This is a genomic window from Aestuariibacter sp. GS-14 (assembly GCF_006494365.1).
GTDB lineage: Bacteria > Pseudomonadota > Gammaproteobacteria > Enterobacterales > Alteromonadaceae > Alteromonas > Alteromonas mangrovi.
On the sequence record NZ_VHIP01000009.1, the window covers coordinates 14,665 to 39,874 of the forward strand.

Here is a 25,210-nt window from a genome sequence, read left to right on the forward strand (position 1 = left end):
CACTTTTTAGTGCTCAAATAGATGAAAATACCTTCAAATGCACCACCCCATTTAGCTCAGGGAATATCGCCGAATAAACCCAGCGTTAACGCGCCTCAATCGACTGAACGCAAAAAGGCGCAATCAGCTGGCACCTCAACTTCTGCGCTCCAGCAGCGCATTACTCATTGGTTTGCACAAATTGGAGTTACACCTCATGTTTTGGACATTCGGGGATTTGAACCTCATGAAATTGCCAACTTCAGACGCTTAAAAGAGCAAAACCGGCTAAACAACCTAAAAAGCATAATGTCGATTGCCTTAGGGGTTTCGTATTCCGAGAGCAGCACCGAGCAGCTTGACCCCGACTGGTTTCATGCATTTGCCGATATGGCTGAGCATATATTTTCACCCGCCATGCAAGAGTTGTGGGGAAAAATTCTGGCTGTGGAGGTACAGCGCCCTGGGAGCTTTTCGTTAAGAACACTGGAAACACTCACTAAACTCACGCAGCGTGATGCCGAACTGTTCAGCCGTGCCTGCCAGCTTGCCTGTAAGCGCAACCAGGATTCAACGCCAATTATACTGTCTGGCTTTCACAATAAACCCGGTTTATTGAGTTTACTTACACCCGGAACAAGCGGCACTTTTGTGCTCGCCCAGCACGGCTTGTCTTTTACCGATATTTTGGCATTGAGTAATATGAAACTGGTGTATGCAAGCGAAATGGAAACCGGACTGCTGGCAAAAGGCAGCACACAAACACTAAAATTTTCCAAATCGAGTGTACAACTTACGCCAAACAAACCCAGTCTTTGGCTTACCTACTATCGATTTACGTCTGTAGGGGCCGAACTGTCCAGATTAATTCCGCGCAATGAGTCAGAGAGTTTCGTGAATGAAATTCAGCAGGTATTTGGCCGTTATTTTTCAGTAACCCGATAACAACAGCCAATCAGAAAAGAAGGTGACGATTAAATACCGTCACCAAATTCGTGAAGACCGCATTCGCGCTTCAACCCAAAGAAACGGGTATCCTGTTCGCTCATGCCTTCTTGTAGCGACTGAGTGGTATGCCAGTCTCCAATCGACACATAGCCTTGTTCCCACAATGGGTGATACGACAGGCCATTGTCTTTTAAATAGTAATGTAAGTCTTTATTAGACCAATCAATAATGGGATACAACTTAAACTGCTTGCCCGCTTTTTGAAGCACGGGTAGGCGCTGACGTGTATCGGCCTGACTGCGGCGTAACCCGGCATACCAGGTACCTACATTGAGTTCTTTCAATGCGCGCTGCATGGGCTCAACTTTATTCATTTTGTTGTACTGCTCAATACCTTCGATGCCTTTTTCCCACAAGCGACCAAAGCGGGCTTCTTGCCAGGCAGGCGAGATACCGGCACTGTACACTTTTAAATTCAGATTGAGCTTTTCTGTCAGTTCATCAACAAACTGGTAGGTTTCCGGAAACAAATAGCCCGTATCGGTAAGTACAACCGGAATATCAGGCCTTTCCTTGGTAAGCAAATGCAACATAACCGCAGATTGTGCGCCGAAACTCGACGACACAATCTGCTCACCCGGTAAGTTGGCCATTGCCCAACGGATCCGGCCTGATGCATCCATTTTTTCCAGTGCCTGATTAATTTCAACCAGGTCAGCCGTGGAAATATCCAGGCTGAGTGGCTGACTAATCTGGCTGAGTTCGTGTTCAGTCATAAAAATCCTGAGCAGAATTTACCACGGGTTTAATGATGTCAGCGCGTACAACATAATCACCAAACGCTTCGCCAGTCTGACGGTTTGCGGCCCACTGGCCTAACAGATCGTCGAGGATGTCGAGAATTTCCTGTTCAGTAATGTTTTCCTTGTACATACGCGGAATGCGCGTACCTTCGCGGTTACCACCAAGATGCAGGTTGTATCGACCCGGTCCTTTACCTACCAGACCCACTTCCGCCAACATAGCGCGGCCACAGCCGTTCGGGCAGCCGGTTACACGGAAGATCACGCTGTCGTTACTTAATCCATGCTTGGCCATCAGGGTATCAAGTTGATCCACTGCACCCGGCAGGAATCGCTCGGCTTCTGCCATCGCCAACGGACACGTTGGCAATGCCACACACGCCATGGAATCCATACGCTGAGGGGTAATATCCGGTTGAATAAGACCGTGCTCGCGCGCCAGTGCTTCAATTGCGTCTTTCTGATCAGCGGGTACACCTGCAATGATCAGGTTCTGGTTGGCTGTCATTCGCATGTCGCCCTGGTGAATTTTGGCGATTTCACGACAGCCCGTTTTCAGTGTTTTACCCGGATAATCCAGAATACGACCGTTCTCAATGAACAGCGTTAAGTGGAATTTTCCGTCGATACCTTCAACCCAACCAATGCGGTCGCCACGGCTGGTAAACTCATACGCACGGCTCGGCGCAAATTCAACACCCGCACGCTTTTCAACTTCTTTGCGGAAGTTATCTACACCCACACGCTCAAGGGTATATTTGGTTTTCGCGTTTTTACGATTGACGCGGTTACCCCAGTCACGCTGTGTGGTTACTACCGCTTCAGCTACGGCCAGAGTGTGCTCTAAAGGAATAAAACCAAAGTCATCTGCTTTACGTGGATACGTTGTTTTATCCCCGTGCGTCATTGCCAGACCACCACCAACCAGTACGTTGAAACCTACCAGTTCGCCGTTTTCAGCAATTGCCACAAAGTTCAAATCGTTTGCGTGTACGTCCACGTCGTTTTGCGGGGGGATCACAACCGTTGTTTTAAACTTACGAGGTAAGTAAGTGTCGCCCAGAATTGGCTCTTGATCAGTGGTTTCCAAACGCTCACCGTCCAACCAAATCTCAGCATATGCACGGGTCTTAGGCAGTAAGTGCTCACTTATCTTACGCGCCCAATCATAGGCCTGCTGATGAACCTGAGATTCAATTGGATTAGAGGTACACAGTACGTTTCGGTTTACGTCACCGGCCGTAGCAATGGAGTCAATCCCCGCTTTGTTCAGCGTTTGGTGCATCAATTTAATATGCGGCTTCAATACACCATGGAACTGGAATGTCTGACGCGTAGTTAAACGAATGCTGCCATACATTGTGTGCTCTTCAGCGAACTTGTCGATAACCAGCCATTGTTCAGGCTTGATAATCCCGCCCGGCAAACGGGCGCGCAGCATGACATTGTGCAATGGCTCCAGTTTTTGTTTTGCGCGTTCTGCGCGAATATCACGATCGTCCTGTTGGTACATACCGTGGAAACGTATTAACTGGAAGTTGTCGCCATTAAAACCACCTGTTAAAGGATCTTTCAGGTCAGCTTCAATAGTTCCGCGTAAATGACGGCTTTGGGCTTTCAAACGCTCGTTGTCGGCCAGTTTGCCTTCTACAATAAAAGGAGACTTAGAATCGCTCATTAATAGACATCCTTCTGATATCGTTTTGCTTTACGCAGAGCCAATAAGTACGCTTTGGCATCTGACTCATCTTTGTTACCGTGGGTTTTAATGATGTCCAGCAGAGCGTTTTCAACATCTTTCGCCATGCGGTTTGCATCGCCACACACATAAACGTGCGCGCCCTCTTCAAGCCAGGCAAACACGTCTTTACCTTCTTCCAGCAAACGTTGCTGAACATAAATTTTCTCGGCCTGATCGCGTGAGAAAGCCAGACTGATGCGGCTCAACAATCCGCTCTTCACATATGCCTGCCACTCCACCTGATACAGGAAGTCCTGGGTGAAGTTCGGATTGCCGAAGAACAACCAGTTTTTACCTTCTGCACCTTGAGCATCGCGCTCCTGCATAAATGAACGGAAAGGCGCAATACCGGTACCCGGACCAATCATGATCACTGGTGTATCCGGGTTAGCTGGCAAGCGGAAGTTATCGTTTGGTTCAACGAATACTTCTACTTCACCGCCTTCTTCCAGACGCTCACACAAATAACCAGACGCGCCACCCTGATGACGTTTACCAAACGCGTCGTAATCAACGTGTGCAATGGTCAGGTGTACTTCGTCTTCTACTTCAGACTGACTCGACGCAATCGAATACAGGCGCGGTGTAATTGGGCGACATGCATTCACAAAAGCTTGCGCAGCAACCGCTGCCGGATAATCGCGAACGATATCGGCAATTTGTCTGTCGGCCAGGTATTCACGCAACGCCGCTTTATCTTCCAACAATGCTGCCAGGGCTTCAGAGCCTGTGGCTTCCTGATAGGCTTTAATAAATCCGGGATAGCTTAGCGTTAGTTCAAGTTTACTCATTAACGCATCTGCCAGCGTCAGCGACTGACCGTCTACTTCTACGCTGTCATCGGCATTGGCTTCAATTAAGCCGATCAGTTCTTCAACTAACGCACTGTCGTTCTTAAACCATACACCCAGTGCATCACCGGCCTGATACTGAATACCTGAATCTTCCAGGCTAATTTCAATATGACGGATATCTTTTACCGAATCACGACCAGTAATCTTCTGCGACGTGAGCAATGTTGCAGTATAAGGGGCTTTCTTCGTGTAAGTTTGCGCTGCAACCGCTTGCACTGCACTGCCCTGCTGCACAGCAACGGCCGTATTGCTACCCGCAAAATCACCCTTCAGCGATTCAATCAGTTTCTCACACCAGGCTTGCGCTTCATTTTCGTAATCAACATCGCAATCCACGCGTGGCACAACGGCTTTGCCACCCAGGCTAGCCAGGCGCTCATCGAAATCTTTACCGGTCTGACAGAAGAACTCATAACTGGAGTCGCCTAAAGACAGCACTGCGTATTTGAGGCCAGGATTCTTAGGCGCTTTTTTGCTGCCGACGAATTCATGTAATTCAATGGCATCATCAGGCGGCTCACCCTCACCATGAGTACTGGCCACAATCGCCAAATGGGTTTCTGCTTTGATTTGGCGCGGTTTGTAATCGGCCATACTTAACAGCTTGCTGGTAATGCCAGCCGCTTCCACTTTGGCCTGCAATGTTTGCGCAACACCTTTGGCATTGCCCGTTTGCGAACCGTACAGAATGGTTAATACTGGCGCATCACCAGCAGCCTGAGCACCTGCGATGGCAGTTGCAGCCTGAGGCAATGCCTGACCAGACGCGGCCAAACCGGCCAGATAACCACTTACCCAGCTCAACTGCTGTGCGTTTAACCCGGCAATAGCCTGCGTAATGGCGTTCCATTGCGGCTCACTGATAATCGGCCCGGGTGCGCCGTTAATTTGATTAGAATTTGCTGACATAACTCATTAGCCTTATTTGCATGCTACAAGGCTAATGAGTTTTTCTGATAACTGGAAAGAATAAAATTAGCTTTTTTATTACTGAATGGACTAGAAGTGAATTTCCAGGCCGGCAAATACACCATCGTAACCTAAATCGGCGTACACATTGTCGAGGTCTTCAATGTCAACGGTAATATCGCGATAGCCAACCTGCAATGTCATATCAATTGCCAGGTTTTCAACAAATGAGTAAGTTACCGCAACCTGAAAGTCGCTCACCTTGTGATCGTCAAACGCTAAATAACTACCCTCAGCATAAGCAGACAAGCCGGTGAACGGCAAACCAACCTGCACGCGACTGTAAGCCATTGGGATGATCCCTTTAAACGATACTTCACCATTTTCGCCACTATCCGCGTCTTCTACAAATAAGGTACCGTCGATGTATTTACCATTCAGACCGATGTCGAAGCTCACCAAATCGTTGTCAAAAATTTCATAATACAAAATGATATCAGTGGTATCGATGTTGGTTTCTGTCAGCAGGTTAGTATTCGCATCATAGGTGTTGCCATCAAATTCAAACGACGCCTGAAGATCAGTAGCACCTTTGCTGTCTAAGCTGGTGTAGTTCAGTTTGATATTAGGTACCAGCGGAACAAAATGTTCCAGCGCAATGTAAAACGAGGTATTCGTTTCGTCGTCAAAATTAAAAGTTGCGTTCCCTGTCGAGCTTTCAGAAAACCCACCGGAAGTAGAAGTATTCCAGCCCTGAGCACCGGCATAAATGCCCAGCAATGTATCTGCTTTGGCAAACGGCGCTAACAACAGGCTTCCCATCGCAGCGGCTAATACACGTTTTTTCATCGTTTATCCTTGATTGAGTAATTCAGACAGCTCAATTATGGCCGCATTTGCACGAGAAATATAGTTTGCCATTACTAACGAGTGATTGGCTAACATACCAAATCCGCTGCCATTTAAAATCATCGGGCTCCAAATAGTTTGCTGAGTCGCTTCTAACTCTCTGATTATCTGACGCAAACTAACCAAGGCGTTCTTCTTCTCCAGCACGTCAGCAAAATCTACTTCAACGGCTTTTAACAAATGCAAAAGTGCCCAAGTTGCGCCGCGCGCTTCATAAAATTCGTTGTCAAGTTGCCACCAGCTGGTTTTGGTTAGCATGGCACTGGGGCGAGGTGTGGAGTTAGATGCTGCAGAGTCACCGGCCAAATCAGTATTGACACGCTCGCTGCCAACACTGGCACTTAAACGTTGTGACATACTTCCTAAGCGCTTTTCTACCTGCTTTAACCACTCACGCAGATTATCAGCACGGGTATAGAACTGCCCATCTCCCTGATCCGGATCGGCAAGGTCATCACGGTAATCGGCAAGAAACTCAATCGCTTCCTTATATTGTGATTCAGCAGAAGGAAACAGCCAACTGCGATTGTCGATATTGAATTTTGGTTGCGCCTTAATTAACTGTGGATTTTCCAGTGATTGGGATTGCGACCGACTGAAATCCTTACGCATAGACAACGCCATATCACGCACCATTTCAAGTGCGCCGAATTCCCAGCTTGCGATGTTGTCGAGGAAAACCGAAGGGGGAGTTACATCATTAGATAAATAGCCGCCCGGTTTGTCCATCAGCGTGCCAGCTACCGTAATCATAGTGGCAGTAACGGTATACCCTGGTACATCTGCTGGCACACCGCTGGTGTTGGTAGCATCGAATTGCGCTTTAGCATTGGCTCTCACATTAAAGGTCGACGGCTCAAAACTCCAGTACATACCTATCAGCCAGAAAACAACAATGAGGATGATTGCGCTAAAGCCAACGGACTTTGCATTGAGATACTGTTTCATAAAAATCCTTATTTGCTGCCGGAAAATCAAAGAGGCAGTATCTGCCTCTTTTAAAAAACTGGGCGCCTATGCTATTGCTTCACGCCTTTAATGTAAAATGCTTCGCGATAATAACCAGGTTATGGCATTTCGCGTTATTTCAGCTTTTAATGTGCTACCGGGTTTTTATTTCGCCCCAGCAACATGACTACACCAATTATAAGCAATACTGGCCAAAATACACCTACGCCAGCAAACACCAGTGCACCCAATGTTGCCACAACGGCTATACCAATAGCGGCAGCAATACTCATTGCAACAATAAAGCCCACCACAATCAACAAAACACATACACCAGCCATAATAATCCACTCCAATGAACCACTTATTAAGTCGTCGCCCATCACTAAGTGCAAATCGAAACATTCAGCAGCTATACCGCCTAACAGTTTACTCAACAACACTGCGATGAGTACCGCGATGATCAGGTTTTTCATTACGACCTCCGTGGCAACAATACAACGGCTGCGATGTAAGCCGGTAACGTAATCATTGGCACGAAAATCAGTCCCAGTGCAGCGCCTGCGCGAACCCAAACCGGGTCTACGCTGAAATAACGCGCTACGCCTGCACACACACCTGAAATCACGGCGCGGTTAAGGTCCCGGGTAACTCTGTCGTTGTCATAAATCGTTTTCATGGCTTACATCCTCAGTAATTTGTCAGGGTGTTGGCCCGGCAAGCCGCCGGACCGGATATCGGGCGTTAAGCTACTTTCTTGGCTTTCAGCTCAGCTAGTGCTTTTTCGATATCTTCATCTCTTTTCAGTGCATCAATTTCAGCTTGCAGAGAACGCTTCGGCTCAGATGCAGTTAAATCATAGGCATCCACTTTCGCTTCCAGCTCGTCTACGCGCTGTTCATAGTGTTCAAAACGGGCCATAACACCTTCCATTTTGTCGCTGTGTGTTGCCTGTTTTGCCTGCATACGCACAACGGCAGATTCACGGCGCATCAACAACGATTTCTGTTTAGCTTTGGCTTCGTTGAGTTTTTCATTCAAACGAGCCGTGTCGTCCTGTACTGACACCAGGATCTCGTCGAGGTGAGTCAGTTGTGCTTCCAGTGCGGCTTTTTTCGCTTCAATGCTCTGTTTCTCAACCAAGGCTGCGCGAGCTAAATCATCCTTGCCTTTGCTTACTGCTAATTCAGCATTTTCCTGCCAGTGCTGAGCTTGTTTATCCAGCGCTTCCAACTGGCGATTCAGCGTCTTTTGCTCTGCCAGGTGCTTCGCAGCTAAACTACGGATTTCCACCAGCGTTTCTTGCATTTCCTGAATAATCAGGCGAATCATTTTTTCTGGATCTTCCGCTTTATCCAGCAGTGCATTAATGTTTGATTGGATGATGTCATTAATTCTTGTGAACATTCCCATGGTGTTGCCTCCAGTTTGCTTTCATTCAAAATTTACTAACGCTTGCTATAGAGATTACAATTCACGTGCCAACTTTTAAACAATTGATTTCAATAGCATTTTATTTATTGTTTTGATATTGGCATAGTTACTCAATCAGATTAACTACATTGTTTAGTCAAATTGACCACTGGGTTAGTCATATACGCCACCATGGTTTCGGAACATGCCAAATAAGGTCAAAAAGATATTGTGTGGAAATTGGCAACACAGTTCGTTACGAAGCAGCAGGGAGAGAAAGCAGGGTGAGTGATTTAGCTATTGTTTTACAGGCTGATAACGCAAAAAAAAACAGGTAACGTTTGACGGTTACCTGTACCTTCGGGAGTTTCCCGGACAGCCTGCATGATACGTAAAATGCGGCCTGATCTTTTGTTTTACTGTGCTAACCAGCGATAGTGCAAAAGCGAACACACTAAAACTGATGACCGGTAAAAACAGCACATAGCTGATGAGTAATGACTGTGCGAACATCAGTAATTCCCCTGCATTTACTCGCCAGCAGAGTCGGTATCTTCCGTTACTTCTACTTTTGCCAGATCCGTTACTGACACAGAGCCAACTGGCGCATCAGACAATGACAGATTGTAAGTAACGTTAGCGATATTTTGTTCCACACTGTTTGCGATTTCTGCCTGCGCGGTGCTTACTGCACTGGAAATCAGGCTCCCCATTAAACGCTGAAGTGCTGATTCATCTGCATTTGCCTGGGCACTCATCGACAAACCTAACGCGATAACTGAAGTAACAACGATTGATTTAAGTTTCATAATAATTTCCTTTTCCGTTTAAAAGTGAGTAGTTCATTTGCTTACACTTTACTTATAGCGAAAGCTGTGCCAGCTTTTTAAATTAAAATAAATCATTGTTTTAAAACACTTATTCTATAAGTCACGGGTATGAAACTCATTTCTCCTTCTATATGATTTTCAACTATTGGTTAAATACACCACATCATTGGTCAATTTAACCACAAAAGTTTAGTCAGGATCACGGCATAGTAATGCGATGACAATTAGGGCCACGTAATGAGCATACTGTTAAGCGGCTTCATCAGCAGGTAAACAAGTGTCGTGATCTGGAAAAAACGATTTAGGAAGAGATAAAACGATAAAAGGGAGTTGGCAGTTTGGAGTATGGAGTATGGAATTGCGAATTGGCCAGAAAGCCACATTTCAGCAATACCTTGTAAAATTACACCCGCAGCACAAACAAAAACAGGTAACGTTATTACGGTTACCTGTTCCTTCGAAACTGCTTTGATTTGCCTGCAAAATATGGCTTTATTTTTTGCTTAACAGTTTTCACCAGAGACAGTAAAAACGCAAAAAAACTAAATATCAACACTGGCAAAAACAGTACATAGCTAATCAGTAATGGTTGCGAATACATCATGCGCGCTCGCTCCACTACTCAGCAATCGAGTTGTCTTCCTTGCTTTGTGATAATGATGCAATTTCTGTTACTGATACTTTACCTACTGGCAAATCAGTTAACGACAAATGGTAAGTGGTATTAGCAATGTTTTGCTGCACTTCCGTTGCAATCTCAGCCTGTGTTACCGACACAGCGTTTGCAATTAAGCTACCCATTAAACGCTGTACTGCAGACTCTTCCGCATTCGCCTGGGCGCTTACAGCAAGACCTAACGCAACTGCTGTAGTCATAACAATTGATTTTACTTTCATGGTGGTTTCCTCTTCGTTTAGTTGAACAATGTCTATGTTGCCAACATATTTGCGAAACCTGTGCCAGATCGTCTTTTATTTTTAACCGATTGTTTTAACAACTGAATTTAAATTTGAAACTAAACACTCCAAACTGAACAAAAAACACGCAAATCACTTTTTAGTAAAAATGACCAACTGCATGGTTAAATTAACCAATTAAAGACTGTTGATGCTCATTAGCTCGCTGAGCAGTTTCCTGCATTGCAGCCAATGCATTAGTTAGCAATTGGGGATCCGGTTGTTTTCCCGTGCCATTTTGACTCAGATAGCGACGCCACACACGTCCGCCTGGCTGCCCCTGGAATAACCCCAACATATGGCGCACTGCATGCCAGGGTTTAAAGTACGGCATATCCTGACGATCAATGTAAGTTTGCATGGCAGCCACAATGGCGTCACGGCTCAATACTGTAGCGTTATCGCCATAATAGCGCTTATCTACATCCGCCAGAATATAGGGATTGGCGTACACTTCACGCCCTATCATTACTCCATCTACATGTTGCAGATGTTCGTCGGTTTGTTCCAGAGTAGTGATGCCACCATTAATCTCTATTGTGAGATCGGGATATGCCTGCTTGAGCTGATACACCCGTGGATAATTTAACGGCGGAATATCGCGATTTTCCTTTGGGCTTAAGCCTTTCAGCCATGCCTTTCGGGCATGCACAATAAAGGTATCACAGCCTGCATTAGCGACTACGTCAATAAACCTGCTGAAATCCTCGTATTCGTCCATGTCATCAATACCGATTCGACACTTCACCGTTACCGGAATATCAACAGCTTTTTGCATGGCACTCACGCATTCAGCTACCACGTCAGGCTGTGCCATTAAGCAGGCACCAAAACTACCATTTTTTACCCGATCTGAAGGACACCCAACATTAATATTCACTTCGTCATAACCGTAGGCCTGGGCTTTTTCTGCACAGCGCGCCATGTCATTCGGATTACTGCCGCCCAATTGTACGGCAACAGGGTGTTCTTCCTGGTTATAACCAAGGTAGTCGCCTTTACCAAAGATAATCGCGCCGGTTGTTACCATTTCGGTGTAGAGCAGAGTGTGACGCGAGATCAAACGCAGGAAGTAACGGCAATGGCGATCGGTCCAGTCGAGCATGGGGGCGACGGAAATACACCGGTTAATGGCTTGCCTGCCAATCTGTTCCCTACTGCTTTTTAAATCTGACACTACGCTTATCTCTCATTTCACGGATTAACAAAAGCCCACTTGCCACGCTAATTTCAAACAACCGAAAAGTGGGGCGCGAATACTAGCACATATGCCACTTTGGGACACGCTCAAAAAGCACTCGTTTTAGATATCCCCACGCAGCTCGGCCAGCGGCTCGTCACAAACTTTACCGGCGCATTTACTGGGACAAACAGAAATCATCACAGCTAATCACTATCTGCAATCATCCCGTACACTTTAGCCTGCTACACACCCGTTACATGAATCTCTGTAGCATCCCGCTTTTTGACCACCTTGGCCATTAACATTAACAACTGTTTTATCTGCCAATGCGTGTCCAATTGAGATTTGCTTGTATTGCTAAGGATTAGCCCGAGTCTTTCATACATGTCTTCGCGACCCTGCAAGTCTGCAAACTGTCCGGCGTTTCGAAGGCGATAATAATCGTAGGCAAACGTGATAGCAGGAAGCTGTAGAATTTCCTCACTGGCAATATCGGTAATGTCCTCCCCCGTTGCCAGTTTTAAGGTTTCACCTATCGAATACTTGTTTATGAATTCAGCCAGTTCAGCAGGCCATTCCTTTCCCACGTAACGAGAACGTACAACACCGCGCAAATGGGCATCGGTAAAGGCCAGGTAGCTGTCGGAGTTGAGAATATCAGGATCCCAGTTAATGTCAGCCGATGCCTCGCGCTGCGCCCATTCAGTTCTGTATAAAGGAAACAGGCTATCGAAGTCTGGAACCGATGATTGAATTACCGTTTTCACGGTTGCAGAATGGTCGTCGTTCAGTGTAACCAGGCTATAACCTGGTAGCCACGCTGCCAATGAAGGCACTTGTACGTTAACCAAGCCACTTGATTTTGCAGACTCATATACATCGTAAAGGTGCATATGCCCGGCCATATGGAGCCGCAACCCGGTTTCCGATAATACGTCGGTCGTTGCGGCTGTCGGCATACGACGTAACTGCATTCCCGAATCACCGAATATCGAAGCCAGTTCCTCCGCCGTACCGTCATAAAAATCGGCCATCGGAAAATGACTGAATGCCACCAGCCGTTTATGTTGTTGTCTGGCTCGCTTTACCACGTCGGTAATCCAGCTAACCAGCCCAGGTTTATACCGGACGAGTGAGTTGTAGCCCGCATTGCCTGAGCCTTTAAAGTTTCGCTGTGTTATCTGGCCAATCGGCTCATACACATTGGCATCGATGGCAAGTAACCAAACATCCTTCTGTGGCTCCACCAGGTAACTGGTATCTGGCATAAACAAGCAGATGTCGGGCGATTCTGCTTCGCACCACTGCCAACCGCGTTGGCTTAAATCGGCAGTACCAAAAGGCGTTTCATAATACAGATCACTGGCATCGGGCATAAATCCATGAGTGCTCATTGCCCGAGTAATCTCACTATAGCCCCATTCGCGCAACGCATCAGAACATTGCCATGCTGAACCATCATGACAACGCGGATGATCTGTACTCATTACCGCCACTTCTTCACCACGATTGTCGAGAAAATCAGGCTTCCCACCAGCCCGGGTAAATGGTCTGACAGGGTCGTGATTGCCATTGATTGCGAAGAAGCGCATCCCATACGTCTTATGGTAGTCATCGAGCAGATTAGCAAGTGCAGTTATGTTAACAGGCTGTCCGTCATCAGAAAAATCGCCCGGTAACGCAACCAATTTAATCCCTTTAGCGGCAAGATCATCTAACGTTGCGCGAAGTACAAAATAATTCTCATTAAACAATCGTGTAGAGTGTAACTGAGCTTGCATACTGCGGATGAGTACGGGAGTGCCACTCGCTATTACAGGCAAGTCCACCGAATCCAGTGCCTGAGCGCTTGCAACAAAGTCATGTAAATGAATATCAGCTAAAAACGCGATTTGCGAATTCGACTGTTCAGGGACAAACGAGCCGTTTTCCTGCTCAAACTTTCCTGCATAAGAACCGCAGCCGCCAAGCACAATACAAATAAAAACAAGTAGGCCAGTCTTCTTAAACACGCTGATCATTTTCTTATCCTTTTTGTCCCAACGCCTCATTGGCGGTCTGTCTATTGCAACTAAGTAATTAAAGACGCACGTACCTTAACTGCGGGGACAGATAGCGGCAGATGTCATAAAAAGTTCATCCGTGACAACACTCTGTATCCCTCCCTTAAAGCCCCTGCTTATCGTGCGAGTATCGTACGCAGAATTACCTTTTGGATTGTAAAATTTATGTTATTCGATTCCTGTTTATCTTTTTCTTGTTTTACAGGCTGATAACATTGCCCAACGTCTTGTATCCCTGCATCATGCAAAGCTGTCATCAATAAACATTCAGGGAGCGTGTTGTGACGTTTCAACATTCTTATAAAATGACGTTATCTGCCGTAGTATCGGCAATGCTGTTAAGTGCCTGCGGGCCAGCAAAACAAAATGATACTGCGGCCAGTAATACTCAGGAACCGGAATCAGCCTCCGCAACAATGAGCAAAGACAAAAGCGGATTGGCAGAACCACTGGTTAGCCATATTTATACGGCCGATCCGTCGGCTCATGTGTTTGAAGGCCGTTTGTATATCTATCCTTCGCATGACATCGAAGCCGGCATTCCGGAAAACGACAATGGCGATCACTTTGATATGCGCGACTATCACGTGCTATCAATGGACGAAGTAGGTGGTGAGGTTACCGATCACGGCGTCGCCATTTCGGTAAAAGATATCCCATGGGCTGGCCGCCAGCTTTGGGCGCCCGACGCCGCCTATAAAGACGGTACTTACTATTTGTATTTCCCGTTAAAAGACAAAAATGATGTGTTCCATATTGGCGCTGCTACCAGCGACAAACCAAGTGGTCCGTTTACGCCGCAGCCTGAGCCCATAGAAGGCAGTTTCAGCATGGATCCTACCGTGTTTGCAGACGATGACGGCAGTTACTACATGTACTTCGGAGGTATCTGGGGCGGTCAGTTACAGCGTTATGAAGGTGGCTCTTATAACCCGCAAGACGTGTATCCGGCTGACGATGCGCCAGCGGTAAAACCGCGAATTGCTAAAATGGCAGACGACATGCTGTCGTATGCAGAAGCTCCAAGGGAAGTAGAGATCCTCGATAAAGACGGCTCTCCAATTTTGCAAGGCGACAATGACCGACGTTTCTTTGAAGCCGCCTGGATGCACAAATACCAAGGTAAATATTACTTTTCATACAGCACCGGCGACACACATAAAATCGTTTACGCAACGGGCGACAACCCTTATGGCCCATTTACGTACCAGGGCGTGATTTTAAAGCCGGTTTTAGGCTGGACCAATCACCACTCCATCGCCGAGTTTAAAGGCAAATGGTATCTGTTCTATCACGACAGCTCTTTGTCGGGCGGACAAACACACCTGCGCAGCGTGAAAATGACCGAACTGACGTATAACCCGGATGGCACTATTGTGACCATCGATCCGTACCTGGAGCCATAATCATGTTGGAAAGCACGATGTCTTCTACTCCTTCCGCCACCAGCAATGACAACATTGCCTTTGTGGTATTCATTAGTGTTGTGGCTACCATTGGTGGTTTCTTGTTTGGCTTTGATAGTGGCGTAATAAACGGTACTGTGGATGGCTTGCAAAAAGCCTTTAACTCAGCCAGCGCAGGCACCGGATTTAATGTATCCAGTATGCTGCTTGGCTGTGCGGTAGGTGCCTTCTTTGCTGGTCGCTTCGCAGACAAGTACGGCCGTCGTACTCTGTTAATCGTTGCCGCTGTATTGTTTATAGTGAGTGCCTGGGGTTCAGGTATTGCTACATCTTCTTTTGAGTTTGTGATTTACCGTGTATTAGGTGGCCTGGCAGTAGGTGCTGCATCGGTAATGGCGCCCGCCTACATTTCAGAGGTATCCCCTGCTCGCTACCGCGGCATGCTAACCAGTATTCAGCAGATCGCGATCATTAGCGGCCTGTTCGCAGCTTTTTTAAGTAACTACTTGCTTGCTGGTGAAGCTGCCGGTTCAACTAATACTCTGTGGATGAACTACGAAGCCTGGCGCTGGATGTTCTGGATTGAGCTGATCCCGGCATTTCTATTTTTCATTATGCTGTGGTTTATTCCGGAAAGTCCGCGCTTCCTGGTATCAAGCGGCGCAACTGACAAAGCAACCAGTGTACTGACTAAGCTGCAAGGCAGTGAAGCTGCTACACGTAAACTGGCAGAAATAAAACAATCGCTTGCCAGTGACCACCAGCCTCGCTTGTCAGATTTGAAGGAAAAAGCAACCGGTAAGATTCGCCCAATTGTGTGGGTAGGCATCGGCCTGGCAACATTCCAGCAATTGGTTGGCATAAACGTAGTGTTTTATTACGGCGCGGTATTGTGGCAAGCAGTTGGCTTTTCAGAGTCAGACGCTCTGCTAATTAACGTACTAAGTGGCGCAATAAGTATTGCTGCCTGCGTGATCACATTATTGGTAATAGACAAAATTGGCCGAAAACCACTGCTGAAATGGGGTTCCATTGGCATGGCAGTTACGTTGTCGGTAATGGTGGTTGCGTTTTTGAATGCCAGCCAGTCAGCTGATGGCAAGTTAATATTGGGCGACTGGGGTACAACCGCGCTGGTTGCAGCCAACCTGTATGTATTCTTCTTTAACCTGTCGTGGGGCCCGGTGATGTGGGTAATGCTGGGTGAGATGTTCCCGAACCAAATTCGCGGCTCTGGGTTAGCCGTAAGCGGACTGGTGCAATGGGGTTCTAACTTTGTGATCACCTATACCTTCCCAATGCTGTTAGCAGGTATTGGACTGGCCGGTGCTTATGGATTCTACGCTCTGTTTGCCTTGTTGTCGGTGTTCTTTGTAGTAAAACTGGTTCATGAAACCAAAGGCAAAGAACTGGAGCACATGGAAGGTTAATCTGCACATCGCGTGCTATAAGCCCGGCCTTGATTTGACCCCAAGCGCCGGGCTTTTTTTATCTTGATGTATACCGCAACTTACAAGGCTTCAATCTCGTTGCTGTAATGCAATCCAAGGGCATAGCGAATACGGTCGAGTGTATCCATCACGCCAATGCTATCAGCATGGGACATACGTTCATCACTCAGTGTACTGCCCCCTATTAATTGCATAGTGGCGGCAATTTGATATTCAAAGCCGTTAGCCTGATGGCTAAATTGCTGAGTTTCTACGGGTTTGCCAATGGGATCAGCAATAGGAGCACCGTCGACAAACAGGCTACAAGCATTACCTTCCCAAAAGCGTCCGCGCACATGGATATATCCCTTATTGCCATGTATGGTCATTACATTGCTACAATGCGCATCAATCGTACTCACAAACTGACTTACCACACCGGAGTCATACTGCAGGGTAACAAAGGTATTGTGATCAACTTTTTCACCAACCGGGGTCGCCAGTGCGCTCACACCTACCGGGTGTTCGCCAAGTAAATACTGACTAATGCTTACGCTGTAAACACCGAGATCCAGTAAGCTGCCCCCTGCTAAAGCGGGATTAAGCAAGCGGTGTGACGGCTCGCCGTTAAATACAAAGCCAATTTGCGAGGTAATATACTGCAATTTTCCGATACGCCCCTGCTCAATCCAGGCTTTTACTTTGGCAAAACACGGCATAAAGCGACTCCACAACGCCTCCTGAAATACGCAGTTATTTTGCTCAGCCAATTTAACCAATTCCCTGGTTTGCGCCGCATTCACTGTTAACGGCTTTTCCAGCAACAAGTGTTTGCCAGCAGCGAGCACGGCACGAGCCACAGGGTAGTGATGGCTGTGAGGCGTAGCGATATACACCAGGTCAACTTTCGGATCGTCTATGAGTGCCTGATAACTGCTGTGCAGTACTTTTGCGCCATTTTTAAGCACAAAATCCTGCCCACGTTGTGCATTTCTGCTTGCCACAGCGTACAGCTCCCCTTGCGGTAACACGTTCAAGGCATCGGCAAAGGTTTGGGCAATATTACCCGGGCCAATCACGCCCCAGCGGTAAGTCATAATGTGTATTCCGTTTTGTATTGGGCCAGTAAAACCTAAGGTTACCCTGCCCGTTAGTGCCATGGGTAACATGCAGGCTTCAGAAATTTCGTAATGCATTTACTTAATCTGCAATTGCCTTTTATCTAAACAGCATGCCTGTATATTGGCAACTTGTATTACAAATGTTAATAAGGAACAAGGCATGCCTGTTTACACGTTTATTGCGCGGCTGGTCATTTGCGCAGCAATCCTAACCATTTCAGGTGTCTCTGCCAGCCCTCGCGAACGTGTAGACTTAAACAGCAACTGGCGCTTTTTCCGCTATGCCGACAACCAGCAGCCCGATGCGCTGCAGTATGACACGCGTCCGGCCATTGAGGGATTTAACGACAGCCAGGCTGCTGATACCCGCCCCACTGATGCAGTGTCTGTAGCGAGTCAGCAGCATGTGCTTAAACCCTGGCTCCTTCCTTCAGGCAACGCGTTTATTGCGGATCCCGAAAAACGCCATACGCGTCCGGCTGGTAACCCTGGCGAGGACTTCCCTTTTGTGCAGCCGGACTATAACGATGCAAACTGGCAGGCTGTAACCCTGCCTCACGACTGGGCAATTGCCGGCCCATTTTACACCGGCGACAACCCCAAAGTGGGTGGGGGTATGGGACGCTTGCCCAGCCATGGTGTAGCCTGGTATCGCAAGCAGTTTTCGCTATCCAATGACGATGCAGGCAAGCAAATTTACCTGCATATCGACGGCGCCATGTCGTATTCAATGGTGTGGTTAAACGGCCATCTGGTGGGCGGCTGGCCTTACGGTTATAGCTCTTATCAACTGGATCTCACGCCCTATCTGTCGAAAACGGGTGTGAACCAATTAGCTATTCGTTTAGACAATCCGCCTCAATCGTCGCGCTGGTACCCGGGAGCCGGGCTGTATCGCAATGTGTGGCTGGAAAAAACTGCGCCCATTCACGTGAGCCAGTGGGGCACCCAGGTAATTACGCCGCAGGTGTCGGCAAGCAATGCAGATATTTCAATCTCAACGTCAGTCACCAACAACACCGCTTCGGCGCAAACGGTGAATATTCAGCATGCCATTTTCGAACTCTCAATCACTGATGAATTAAGCCCAGCACCAGTGGTAACACTCGCACCTCAGGCCGTAACGGTATCTGCTGGTAAACATCATACTTCCTCTGCCTTTGCCACACTGGCGAATCCCAAATTGTGGGGCCCTGTGCCACAGCAAACACCCCACCGCTATGCACTCGTGACCACGATTACTGAAAGCAAAGAAAACGGACGTGTACTCGACGAGTACACTACACCTTTTGGTATTCGCGACTTGCAGTTTGATCCTAATGAAGGTGTTTTTATTAACGGTGAACACATTGCGCTGCAAGGTGTGAATCAGCACCATGATTTAGGTGCACTAGGCGCAGCGTTTAATGTGCGAGCGGCTGAACGCCAATTACAGATATTGCAGGAAATGGGGGTTAACGCCATCCGTATGGCGCATAACCCACCCGCACCAGAACTCCTTTCCCTAACCGATAAAATGGGCATCCTGGTATTAAATGAGTCCTTTGACAGTTGGTACAAGAAAAAGACCCCGCTTGATTTTCACCTGATTTTTGCCGACTGGCACGAGCAGGATTTACGCGCGGTGGTGCGCAGGGATAAAAACCATCCGTCGGTGATCATGTGGTACATCGGCAATGAGGTAGGCGAGCAATACACCGATCAGGCGGGTGCCGATGTAGCATTGGCATTAAAAGCGATAGTGAAAAGTGAAGATCCCACCCGCCCGGTGACGGCATCGATGAACTGGGCAAAAGCCGATTTTCCGTTCAGCGCCGCTATGGATTTAATCAGCCTGAATTATCAGGGTGAAGGTATTCGTCAGGCACCTGAATTTGAAGGCACAAACCGCATTCGCACGCCGCCATCTTACCCGGCATTTCACGAGGCCCATCCGGATAAAGTGATATTGTCGAGCGAAACGGCATCGGCATTCAGTTCGCGGGGGATATACCTGTTTCCGGTTAGCCCGGACATCAGTGCGCCCGTGCGTGATGGCCGCGGTGGGGATTCCCGTATTCATCAGGTAAGCAGCTATGAATTACATGCCGTGGATTTTGGCTCATCCGCCGACAAAGTATTTCGCTATATCGACACTCACCCTTATGTGGCGGGACAGTTTGTATGGAATGGATTTGATTACATTGGCGAACCCACGCCCTATTATGCCGCACGCAGTTCCTACTCCGGCATGATTGATTTGGCAGGCTTTAAAAAGGATCGCTTCTATTTATACCAAAGCCAGTGGCGGGCTGATTTACCCATGGCGCATTTGTTACCCCACTGGAACTGGCAAGGACGCGAGGGCGAAATTACACCTATTCACGTGTTCACCTCTGGCGATGAAGCCGAGCTATTTATTAATGGGCAGTCGAAAGGACGCAAGATAAAAGCGCCGCTGGAGTACCGTTTGCGCTTCGACGATATTCGTTACACACCCGGCACTGTTGAAGTAGTGGCTTATAAAAACGGCAAACCCTGGGCGCATGATAAGGTGGAAACCACCGGGCCAGCTGCTGGTATCAGGTTGTCTGCCGATCGCAGTGTGATCAATGCTGATGGCACCGATTTGTCGTTTATTACAGCAGATATAGTTGATGCAGAGGGGCGAATTGTACCCACAGCCACCCATAACGTCGCGTTTTCCATTGCCGGCCCCGGACGCATCATAGCCACCGATAATGGCGACTCAACCGACTTCACGCCATTTGTGTCGCAGCAGCGCAACGCTTTTAGCGGCAAAGTACTGGTAATTATCCAAAGCGAACAAGCTGATTTGGGTAACATTACAGTGACAGCAACCAGTCCACAACTGAACCCTGCAACCATTCAGGTTCGGTCCAGATAACGTATTTGGTATAGAGCCGCCTGTAAATGAGAACGTGCGAAGATGATTAGCTTTTACAAGCAAGCCTTGTACAGCCTGCTTATGCTGCTTGGGGCAAGTGTAGCACTGGTGCTACTTGCCCTTGATCACACGTTTTTGAGCAATCCACTGATGCCAAGGCACAGCAGCACAATGGCGTGGTTTAGTGAAACTGACACCGACCAATACGACGGCGGGAATTCGGTTGCCATTATTCATGACGACAGTTATTTGCTGGACGCTGAATTGCGCTTATCAGATGTACTTACCCGGCCTTATACTGCGGTATCGCTGGTGTTCAGCGATCAAGAGCAACAACGTATTCACCGGGATCTGCGCGCCTATCAATATCTTTCGTTCAATGTAAAGTGTTCAACTGACAGCGTGCTTGCTCTGCTGGTTTATACCGTAGACCCCACAATAACCAAGCTGAATAACTACCTGACCTACCGCGCCCCGCATCGCTATTTTAATTGCAGCAAACAATGGCAACGTATGTCTGTTAATCTCACCGACATGGCTCTGCCTGCCTGGTGGTTACAAATGTTTGAGCTTAATCTCGCCGACGACGGCTATTCCCTTTCACAAGTGGCAAAAATTCAATTAGGCACCACAGCACAAAGCCCGATAAACGAGACGATTAGGGTGCAAATTAACGCCCTTACCCTGAACGGTGAAGACTGGGATTACCTGTATGTTACAGCAGCTCTGCTTGTCCTGTTGTGGCTGTTATATGCGGGCTGGCTTTTTCATGGCCATGGCAAGGCGCTGGTACAGAGTTTACAGCACAAAATATTAAGCGAACGTCCGCTGGTTGCCTATCAGCAACTCTCGCTTGCGCCACATCGCAACACGCCCAGCGATACCATCATTCGCTACCTTGCAGAGCACTTTGCACATCCCGAGTTAAACATGGACATGGCAGTGAGTGCACTGGGTATTAATCGCACCAAAATGAATGAACTGTTAAAAGCCGAATTGGGTTTAACCTTCACCAGTTACCTGAACAAACTGCGACTGGCTGAGGCCAGTCGGTTGCTTACCGAATCAGACAACTGCAACATAGCTGATATTGCCTATACGGTGGGCTATAAGAATATCTCTTATTTCAACAAGCTGTTTAAAGAAGAATACGGCTGCACACCCAAATACTTTAAGCAGCACGTTTACCCGCAAAGCCGCACTAACACTCTTCACAAATAAACTAACACTATTTGCAAAGTGCCAGGAATTTCGCGGGCTGCAGGTATTTTTCCGCACTTGCATTGCATACCCTGAGTGCCTCAATTAAACGAGCGAATTCACATTAACAACACATAACAAGGTGAACCGCTACTAACATAATCAGAGGCCTGAATCATGACCTGTTGCCGTTGTTTGATATTACTGTGCTCCCTGTTTCTTTTTGCCTGCGGAGGCGGCGGAGCAAGCACGCAAACACCTCCTACTCCCAATACACCCACACCAACCGATCCAGGTAACGGCAACGGCAACGGCAACACGACAGAAACACTCTACCCGGATTACAATACCAGCCCACAGCCTGCCGACCTGTCGGGTATGGATAAAGATGCCTTGCAAATCGCCAGCGACATCCGGCTGGGCTGGAATATTGGCAACACCATGGAAGCCACCGGCGGCGAAACCGCCTGGGGCAATCCCGAAGTGTCAGCCGCATTGATTAAGCTGTTGAAAGACAGCGGGTTTAATGCGGTTCGCATTCCCCTTGCCTGGGACCAATACGCCAATCAGGATACCGCCAAAATCGATGACGCCTGGTTAGCGCGAGTGCATCAGGTTGTACAAATGTGCGTAGAACAAGATTTATATGTACTGGTTAACATTCACTGGGACGGCGGGTGGCTGGAAAACAATGTAACCACTGAACAACAAGACAACGTAAACGCCAAACAACGCGCATTTTGGCAACAAATCGCTACCAAATTACGCGACTTCGATCAAAAAGTACTGTTTGGCAGTGCCAACGAGCCCGCCGTAGAAGACGCTAACCAAATGGAAGTGCTGCTGTCGTATCATCAAACGTTTGTGGATGCAGTGCGCGAAACCGGCGGTAAAAACGCTTACCGCACGTTAGTGGTACAAGGGCCAACTACCGATATCGAAAAAACCCATGCCCTGTGGACCCACATGCCGGTAGATACCCTCACTAACCGTATGATGGCCGAAGTGCATTTTTACACACCATACCAGTTTACACTGATGCGCGAAGACGAAAGCTGGGGCAATCAGTTTTACTTCTGGGGTGACGCGTATCATTCCACCACGCAACCTGAACGCAATGCCACCTTTGGCGATGAAAGCTTACTGGAAGAACAATTTGCTTTAATGAAGGTACAGTTTGTGGATATGGGGATCCCGGTAGTGCTGGGTGAATTCTCTGCCATGCGCCGCACCAACCTCACCGGCGACGATCTGCAACAGCATTTAGACAGTCGCGCCTACTATCACCAGTACGTGGTAGAAGCCGCTCTGCGCAATGGATTACTCCCCTTCTATTGGGATAACGGCAGTTTGGACGAGCTGAACTCAGGTATATTCGATCGCCAGCAAAATACCGTGTTCGACCAGCAAACACTGGATGCGTTATTGGCGGGCGAGCGCGCAGCGCCATAGTCGTAGTCGTAGTTATAGTCATAGCGTTTGGGAAGGGTAGCCCGTTCGCGGGTTACCGGACATAGCCTGCCACGTCCTGTTGGCAGGCTATTTTTATGAACCCTACATAACTGCTTTTCACTTTTAGTCCTACGCCCTTTACAAATTTAAGAGACTCTTTCAGACTCTTTCCTGGTACTTATAACAATTCGCATAGAAATTTGTAAGACACTCGGCAACAACAACATACCCCACAAAATTTACTTAGTACGTGCAGTCAATAAATCGACGGTAATCGGCAATTTGGTATCAGCCGGGATAGTTAAGTCGTCAGGCCGAAAAATGAATCTTATTTTTATGGGTTGCCAACGCTCCTTGAGCAAAGCGAAGATATCAAACCCTTTCAATGCGGCGACTTCGGCAATTAGTCTTCCGAAAAGGCTAAAAATATCGATTTGCTCCGGATATGTACCTCTATCGATTTTTCGGATGGATTTTACATGGAGCAACAATATTTTATCGATAGTGTTAGCAATGTGCACTTTATCTGAATTGACAAAGCCAACTTCAACCTCCTCAATCAGCGGTATTAAATCTTTGTGCACGACTTTACGTTTTACTAACGCCGGTAGATAAAAGGGGGCGAGTGGCTCACCTAACAGTAAAGCAGCCGCGACCACACTCGCGCCAAGTGGCGCATTTCCATAGCCTTTCCAGGCTTTATGAGAATCCAATAAGTCACGTGCGGACGCATTGATGGATTCATGTTCTCCGAGCAACAGTAAATTACGAAAAATCACCGATGAGGTATAGCATTTAGTGTGCTCCGGATAAATCCGCACTACATGCCGAGTCGCATCGTTTAAGCGGGTGAGCAACGAGTTGTCGGGTGCCTTTCCTAGCGCAATTGAGTAGATAAATACCCTGTAAGTATCGTAGTCCAATCCTCCAAAGGCACAAGAAATTTCACGATCAGTCAAATCCTGATTTAATCTATCAAAGTCAATTAAACCCTTCGAAAGATTGTATCTAATAGTTAATTCATCAATTGCATTCATTCCTTGATCTCTCGCTCAAACGGCATTTGCGCTTTTATCCAGTCGCAAAATACCTTGATTCGTTTGTGTTTGGGTGAGTTTTTTAAGTACACCAAATGGGCTTTCCAGCTTATCGGATGCGGAAAATCCACCGGGATCACCAATTGTCCTGATTTCAGGTACTCGCCAACCATAATGTCGGATGCCAGCATAATGCCATGCCCCGCTAGCACGGCACTTAACGCCAGATCGCTGGAAGTTACTTCGGTTTTATTCAGTTCGACGAGATGAATATCCACCCGGGCATGTTCAAACCAGGTTTCCCAGTTCACCTTATTTTCATGGGCAAGACTAAATAGTCTGGCCGATAACAGGTCTTTTGGGTGGGTTGCAGTATGCCGATCGGATATGCGGTCTGCAACCGACGGAGCGCACACCGGAAACACCGGATTATCGCCGATTTGCTCTACCACCAACGACGGTTTGTATAAATGGGTACTGGATGTGCTGAATCGAATGGCAACATCAATTTTGCCATCGTTGAGGTCTTCAACGCGATTGGAGCCCAGTACGTTTATGTTGATATGCGACTGTTCGGTATAAAAGTCGATCAAACGCGGTACCAGCCACAAAGCACAAAAAGCCTGGGTAGAACTTACGGTTAACGCCCCCGCTTCCGGTGCTTCCTGCACCTGATTTAACCCTTCCACAATATCGGCGAAGCCGCGCTGACACGACGCCAGTAACACCTTGCCTTGCGCCGTAAGCGCCATACTGCGTGCCTGACGAGTAAATAGTTTTACGTTGAGGTAGTCTTCCAACTGCCGCATTTTTTGGCTAACCGCTGCCTGTGAAATCGCCAGTTCATCCGCCGCTTTACTGTAACTTTGGTGCCGGGCGGCCACTTCGAAACACAATAAATGACTCAACCACCGAAGACGCTTATCCATGCCAACTCAATAATATAAGTATTACTTATATGTAATGTTAGAATTGATCGTTGGTTAAGTAAAGCGCAAGCAGTAACACTGTTCATCCACAGCACACATAAGGACGCAAAGAATGAACAGCAAAATAATCAAACCACCCCATGAATTCATTAAAAACAAGGCTTCACCTGATAATGCAGGCCCTTTTTCGTCGCCTTCAACTTCAGTAACA

Annotated in this window: 21 protein-coding genes; 6 read left to right on the forward strand and 15 right to left on the reverse strand. The window is 47.5% G+C overall.

The features are described 5' to 3' along the window. Window positions 1–21: 21 nt before the first annotated feature. Window positions 22–924 carry a TIGR03899 family protein gene (locus FJ444_RS14550; protein WP_140959376.1) on the forward strand — a complete coding sequence of 301 codons (903 nt, stop codon included), beginning with the start codon at window positions 22–24 and terminating at the stop codon, window positions 922–924. A gap of 29 nt (window positions 925–953) precedes the next feature. Here the strand turns inward: FJ444_RS14550 and FJ444_RS14555 are convergent, their stop codons facing one another. The 12 genes from FJ444_RS14555 to FJ444_RS14610 form a co-directional block, all read right to left on the reverse strand. Next, window positions 954–1,703 (reverse strand): phosphoadenylyl-sulfate reductase, encoded by a 750-nt coding sequence (locus tag FJ444_RS14555; RefSeq protein ID WP_140959378.1) that lies wholly within the window; start codon window positions 1,701–1,703, stop codon window positions 954–956. Then, entirely contained in the window at window positions 1,696–3,408 is a 1,713-nt protein-coding gene (cysI, locus tag FJ444_RS14560) for an assimilatory sulfite reductase (NADPH) hemoprotein subunit (protein ID WP_140959380.1), read from the reverse strand. The genes FJ444_RS14555 and cysI overlap by 8 nt, the downstream gene beginning before the upstream one ends. Further along, window positions 3,408–5,234: an assimilatory sulfite reductase (NADPH) flavoprotein subunit gene (locus FJ444_RS14565; protein WP_140959381.1), complete on the reverse strand. Its 1,827-nt coding sequence runs from the start codon at window positions 5,232–5,234 to the stop codon at window positions 3,408–3,410. The genes cysI and FJ444_RS14565 overlap by 1 nt, the downstream gene beginning before the upstream one ends. A gap of 90 nt (window positions 5,235–5,324) precedes the next feature. Continuing rightward, window positions 5,325–6,083, reverse strand: a complete 759-nt coding sequence (locus tag FJ444_RS14570; protein WP_140959383.1) for a TIGR04219 family outer membrane beta-barrel protein — start codon at window positions 6,081–6,083, stop codon at window positions 5,325–5,327. A 3-nt stretch (window positions 6,084–6,086) separates the two neighbouring features. Then, window positions 6,087–7,091, reverse strand: coding sequence for a DUF2333 family protein (locus tag FJ444_RS14575; protein ID WP_140959385.1), 1,005 nt, complete (start codon window positions 7,089–7,091; stop codon window positions 6,087–6,089). Between the two features lie 146 nt (window positions 7,092–7,237). Next, on the reverse strand, window positions 7,238–7,567 hold the full coding sequence (locus tag FJ444_RS14580) for a hypothetical protein (RefSeq protein WP_140959387.1): 330 nt from the start codon (window positions 7,565–7,567) through the stop codon (window positions 7,238–7,240). Then, window positions 7,567–7,770 carry a PspC domain-containing protein gene (locus FJ444_RS14585; RefSeq protein WP_140959389.1) on the reverse strand — a complete coding sequence of 68 codons (204 nt, stop codon included), beginning with the start codon at window positions 7,768–7,770 and terminating at the stop codon, window positions 7,567–7,569. Before FJ444_RS14585 ends, FJ444_RS14580 begins: the two co-directional genes overlap by 1 nt. Before the next feature lie 65 nt (window positions 7,771–7,835). Then, the gene (gene pspA / locus FJ444_RS14590; protein ID WP_140959391.1) at window positions 7,836–8,504 is read right to left on the reverse strand and encodes a phage shock protein PspA; all 669 of its coding nucleotides are present in this window, start codon (window positions 8,502–8,504) and stop codon (window positions 7,836–7,838) included. Between the two features lie 530 nt (window positions 8,505–9,034). Next, entirely contained in the window at window positions 9,035–9,313 is a 279-nt protein-coding gene (locus tag FJ444_RS14595) for a hypothetical protein (RefSeq protein ID WP_140959393.1), read from the reverse strand. A 639-nt stretch (window positions 9,314–9,952) separates the two neighbouring features. Next, window positions 9,953–10,231: a hypothetical protein gene (locus FJ444_RS14600; protein WP_140959395.1), complete on the reverse strand. Its 279-nt coding sequence runs from the start codon at window positions 10,229–10,231 to the stop codon at window positions 9,953–9,955. A 190-nt stretch (window positions 10,232–10,421) separates the two neighbouring features. Then, complete coding sequence (dusA, locus tag FJ444_RS14605; protein ID WP_370298060.1) at window positions 10,422–11,396, reverse strand: tRNA dihydrouridine(20/20a) synthase DusA; 975 nt, start codon at window positions 11,394–11,396, stop codon at window positions 10,422–10,424. A gap of 320 nt (window positions 11,397–11,716) precedes the next feature. Next, window positions 11,717–13,495, reverse strand: coding sequence for a metallophosphoesterase (locus FJ444_RS14610; RefSeq protein ID WP_181405181.1), 1,779 nt, complete (start codon window positions 13,493–13,495; stop codon window positions 11,717–11,719). A 458-nt stretch (window positions 13,496–13,953) separates the two neighbouring features. Between FJ444_RS14610 and FJ444_RS14615 the strand changes: the two genes are divergently transcribed. Together FJ444_RS14615 and FJ444_RS14620 are read left to right on the forward strand one after the other, a co-directional pair. Continuing rightward, on the forward strand, window positions 13,954–14,943 hold the full coding sequence (locus FJ444_RS14615; protein WP_255439213.1) for a glycoside hydrolase family 43 protein: 990 nt from the start codon (window positions 13,954–13,956) through the stop codon (window positions 14,941–14,943). Window positions 14,944–14,960: 17 nt separating this feature from the next. Further along, window positions 14,961–16,373, forward strand: coding sequence for a sugar porter family MFS transporter (locus FJ444_RS14620; protein WP_140959399.1), 1,413 nt, complete (start codon window positions 14,961–14,963; stop codon window positions 16,371–16,373). Window positions 16,374–16,453: 80 nt separating this feature from the next. On the opposite strand, the gene FJ444_RS14625 is transcribed toward FJ444_RS14620, so the two are convergent. Next, window positions 16,454–17,569 carry a Gfo/Idh/MocA family protein gene (locus tag FJ444_RS14625; RefSeq protein WP_255439197.1) on the reverse strand — a complete coding sequence of 372 codons (1,116 nt, stop codon included), beginning with the start codon at window positions 17,567–17,569 and terminating at the stop codon, window positions 16,454–16,456. 85 nt (window positions 17,570–17,654) lie between these two features. On the opposite strand from FJ444_RS14625, the gene galB reads away from it, so the two are divergent. The 3 genes from galB (at window position 17,655) to FJ444_RS14640 (ending at window position 23,033) form a co-directional block, all read left to right on the forward strand. Beyond that, window positions 17,655–20,381: a beta-galactosidase GalB gene (gene galB, locus FJ444_RS14630; protein WP_140959401.1), complete on the forward strand. Its 2,727-nt coding sequence runs from the start codon at window positions 17,655–17,657 to the stop codon at window positions 20,379–20,381. A gap of 42 nt (window positions 20,382–20,423) precedes the next feature. After that, on the forward strand, window positions 20,424–21,602 hold the full coding sequence (locus tag FJ444_RS14635; protein ID WP_140959403.1) for a helix-turn-helix domain-containing protein: 1,179 nt from the start codon (window positions 20,424–20,426) through the stop codon (window positions 21,600–21,602). Between the two features lie 156 nt (window positions 21,603–21,758). Then, window positions 21,759–23,033, forward strand: coding sequence for a glycoside hydrolase family 5 protein (locus FJ444_RS14640; RefSeq protein WP_219993905.1), 1,275 nt, complete (start codon window positions 21,759–21,761; stop codon window positions 23,031–23,033). A 239-nt stretch (window positions 23,034–23,272) separates the two neighbouring features. Here FJ444_RS14640 and FJ444_RS14645 read toward each other — a convergent pair whose 3' ends face one another. Both FJ444_RS14645 and FJ444_RS14650 read right to left on the reverse strand, forming a co-directional pair. Then, a complete protein-coding gene (locus tag FJ444_RS14645) occupies window positions 23,273–24,070 on the reverse strand; it encodes a hypothetical protein (protein WP_140959405.1) in 798 nt (265 codons plus the stop codon). After that, window positions 24,067–24,999: a LysR substrate-binding domain-containing protein gene (locus FJ444_RS14650; protein WP_140959407.1), complete on the reverse strand. Its 933-nt coding sequence runs from the start codon at window positions 24,997–24,999 to the stop codon at window positions 24,067–24,069. The genes FJ444_RS14645 and FJ444_RS14650 overlap by 4 nt, the downstream gene beginning before the upstream one ends. Window positions 25,000–25,210 lie beyond the last annotated feature (211 nt).

What these genes read in the sequence shown, in the direction of transcription:
- FJ444_RS14550 (WP_140959376.1), top strand. Translation starts at nt 22, where the DNA reads ATGAAAATACCTTCAAATGCACCACCCCATTTAGCTCAGGGAATATCG.
- FJ444_RS14555 (WP_140959378.1), bottom strand. Translation starts at nt 1,703, where the DNA reads ATGACTGAACACGAACTCAGCCAGATTAGTCAGCCACTCAGCCTGGAT.
- cysI (WP_140959380.1), bottom strand. Translation starts at nt 3,408, where the DNA reads ATGAGCGATTCTAAGTCTCCTTTTATTGTAGAAGGCAAACTGGCCGAC.
- FJ444_RS14565 (WP_140959381.1), bottom strand. Translation starts at nt 5,234, where the DNA reads ATGTCAGCAAATTCTAATCAAATTAACGGCGCACCCGGGCCGATTATC.
- FJ444_RS14570 (WP_140959383.1), bottom strand. Translation starts at nt 6,083, where the DNA reads ATGAAAAAACGTGTATTAGCCGCTGCGATGGGAAGCCTGTTGTTAGCG.
- FJ444_RS14575 (WP_140959385.1), bottom strand. Translation starts at nt 7,091, where the DNA reads ATGAAACAGTATCTCAATGCAAAGTCCGTTGGCTTTAGCGCAATCATC.
- FJ444_RS14580 (WP_140959387.1), bottom strand. Translation starts at nt 7,567, where the DNA reads ATGAAAAACCTGATCATCGCGGTACTCATCGCAGTGTTGTTGAGTAAA.
- FJ444_RS14585 (WP_140959389.1), bottom strand. Translation starts at nt 7,770, where the DNA reads ATGAAAACGATTTATGACAACGACAGAGTTACCCGGGACCTTAACCGC.
- pspA (WP_140959391.1), bottom strand. Translation starts at nt 8,504, where the DNA reads ATGGGAATGTTCACAAGAATTAATGACATCATCCAATCAAACATTAAT.
- FJ444_RS14595 (WP_140959393.1), bottom strand. Translation starts at nt 9,313, where the DNA reads ATGAAACTTAAATCAATCGTTGTTACTTCAGTTATCGCGTTAGGTTTG.
- FJ444_RS14600 (WP_140959395.1), bottom strand. Translation starts at nt 10,231, where the DNA reads ATGAAAGTAAAATCAATTGTTATGACTACAGCAGTTGCGTTAGGTCTT.
- dusA (WP_370298060.1), bottom strand. Translation starts at nt 11,396, where the DNA reads ATGCTCGACTGGACCGATCGCCATTGCCGTTACTTCCTGCGTTTGATC.
- FJ444_RS14610 (WP_181405181.1), bottom strand. Translation starts at nt 13,495, where the DNA reads ATGATCAGCGTGTTTAAGAAGACTGGCCTACTTGTTTTTATTTGTATT.
- FJ444_RS14615 (WP_255439213.1), top strand. Translation starts at nt 13,954, where the DNA reads ATGAGCAAAGACAAAAGCGGATTGGCAGAACCACTGGTTAGCCATATT.
- FJ444_RS14620 (WP_140959399.1), top strand. Translation starts at nt 14,961, where the DNA reads ATGTCTTCTACTCCTTCCGCCACCAGCAATGACAACATTGCCTTTGTG.
- FJ444_RS14625 (WP_255439197.1), bottom strand. Translation starts at nt 17,569, where the DNA reads ATGCATTACGAAATTTCTGAAGCCTGCATGTTACCCATGGCACTAACG.
- galB (WP_140959401.1), top strand. Translation starts at nt 17,655, where the DNA reads ATGCCTGTTTACACGTTTATTGCGCGGCTGGTCATTTGCGCAGCAATC.
- FJ444_RS14635 (WP_140959403.1), top strand. Translation starts at nt 20,424, where the DNA reads ATGATTAGCTTTTACAAGCAAGCCTTGTACAGCCTGCTTATGCTGCTT.
- FJ444_RS14640 (WP_219993905.1), top strand. Translation starts at nt 21,759, where the DNA reads ATGACCTGTTGCCGTTGTTTGATATTACTGTGCTCCCTGTTTCTTTTT.
- FJ444_RS14645 (WP_140959405.1), bottom strand. Translation starts at nt 24,070, where the DNA reads ATGAATGCAATTGATGAATTAACTATTAGATACAATCTTTCGAAGGGT.
- FJ444_RS14650 (WP_140959407.1), bottom strand. Translation starts at nt 24,999, where the DNA reads ATGGATAAGCGTCTTCGGTGGTTGAGTCATTTATTGTGTTTCGAAGTG.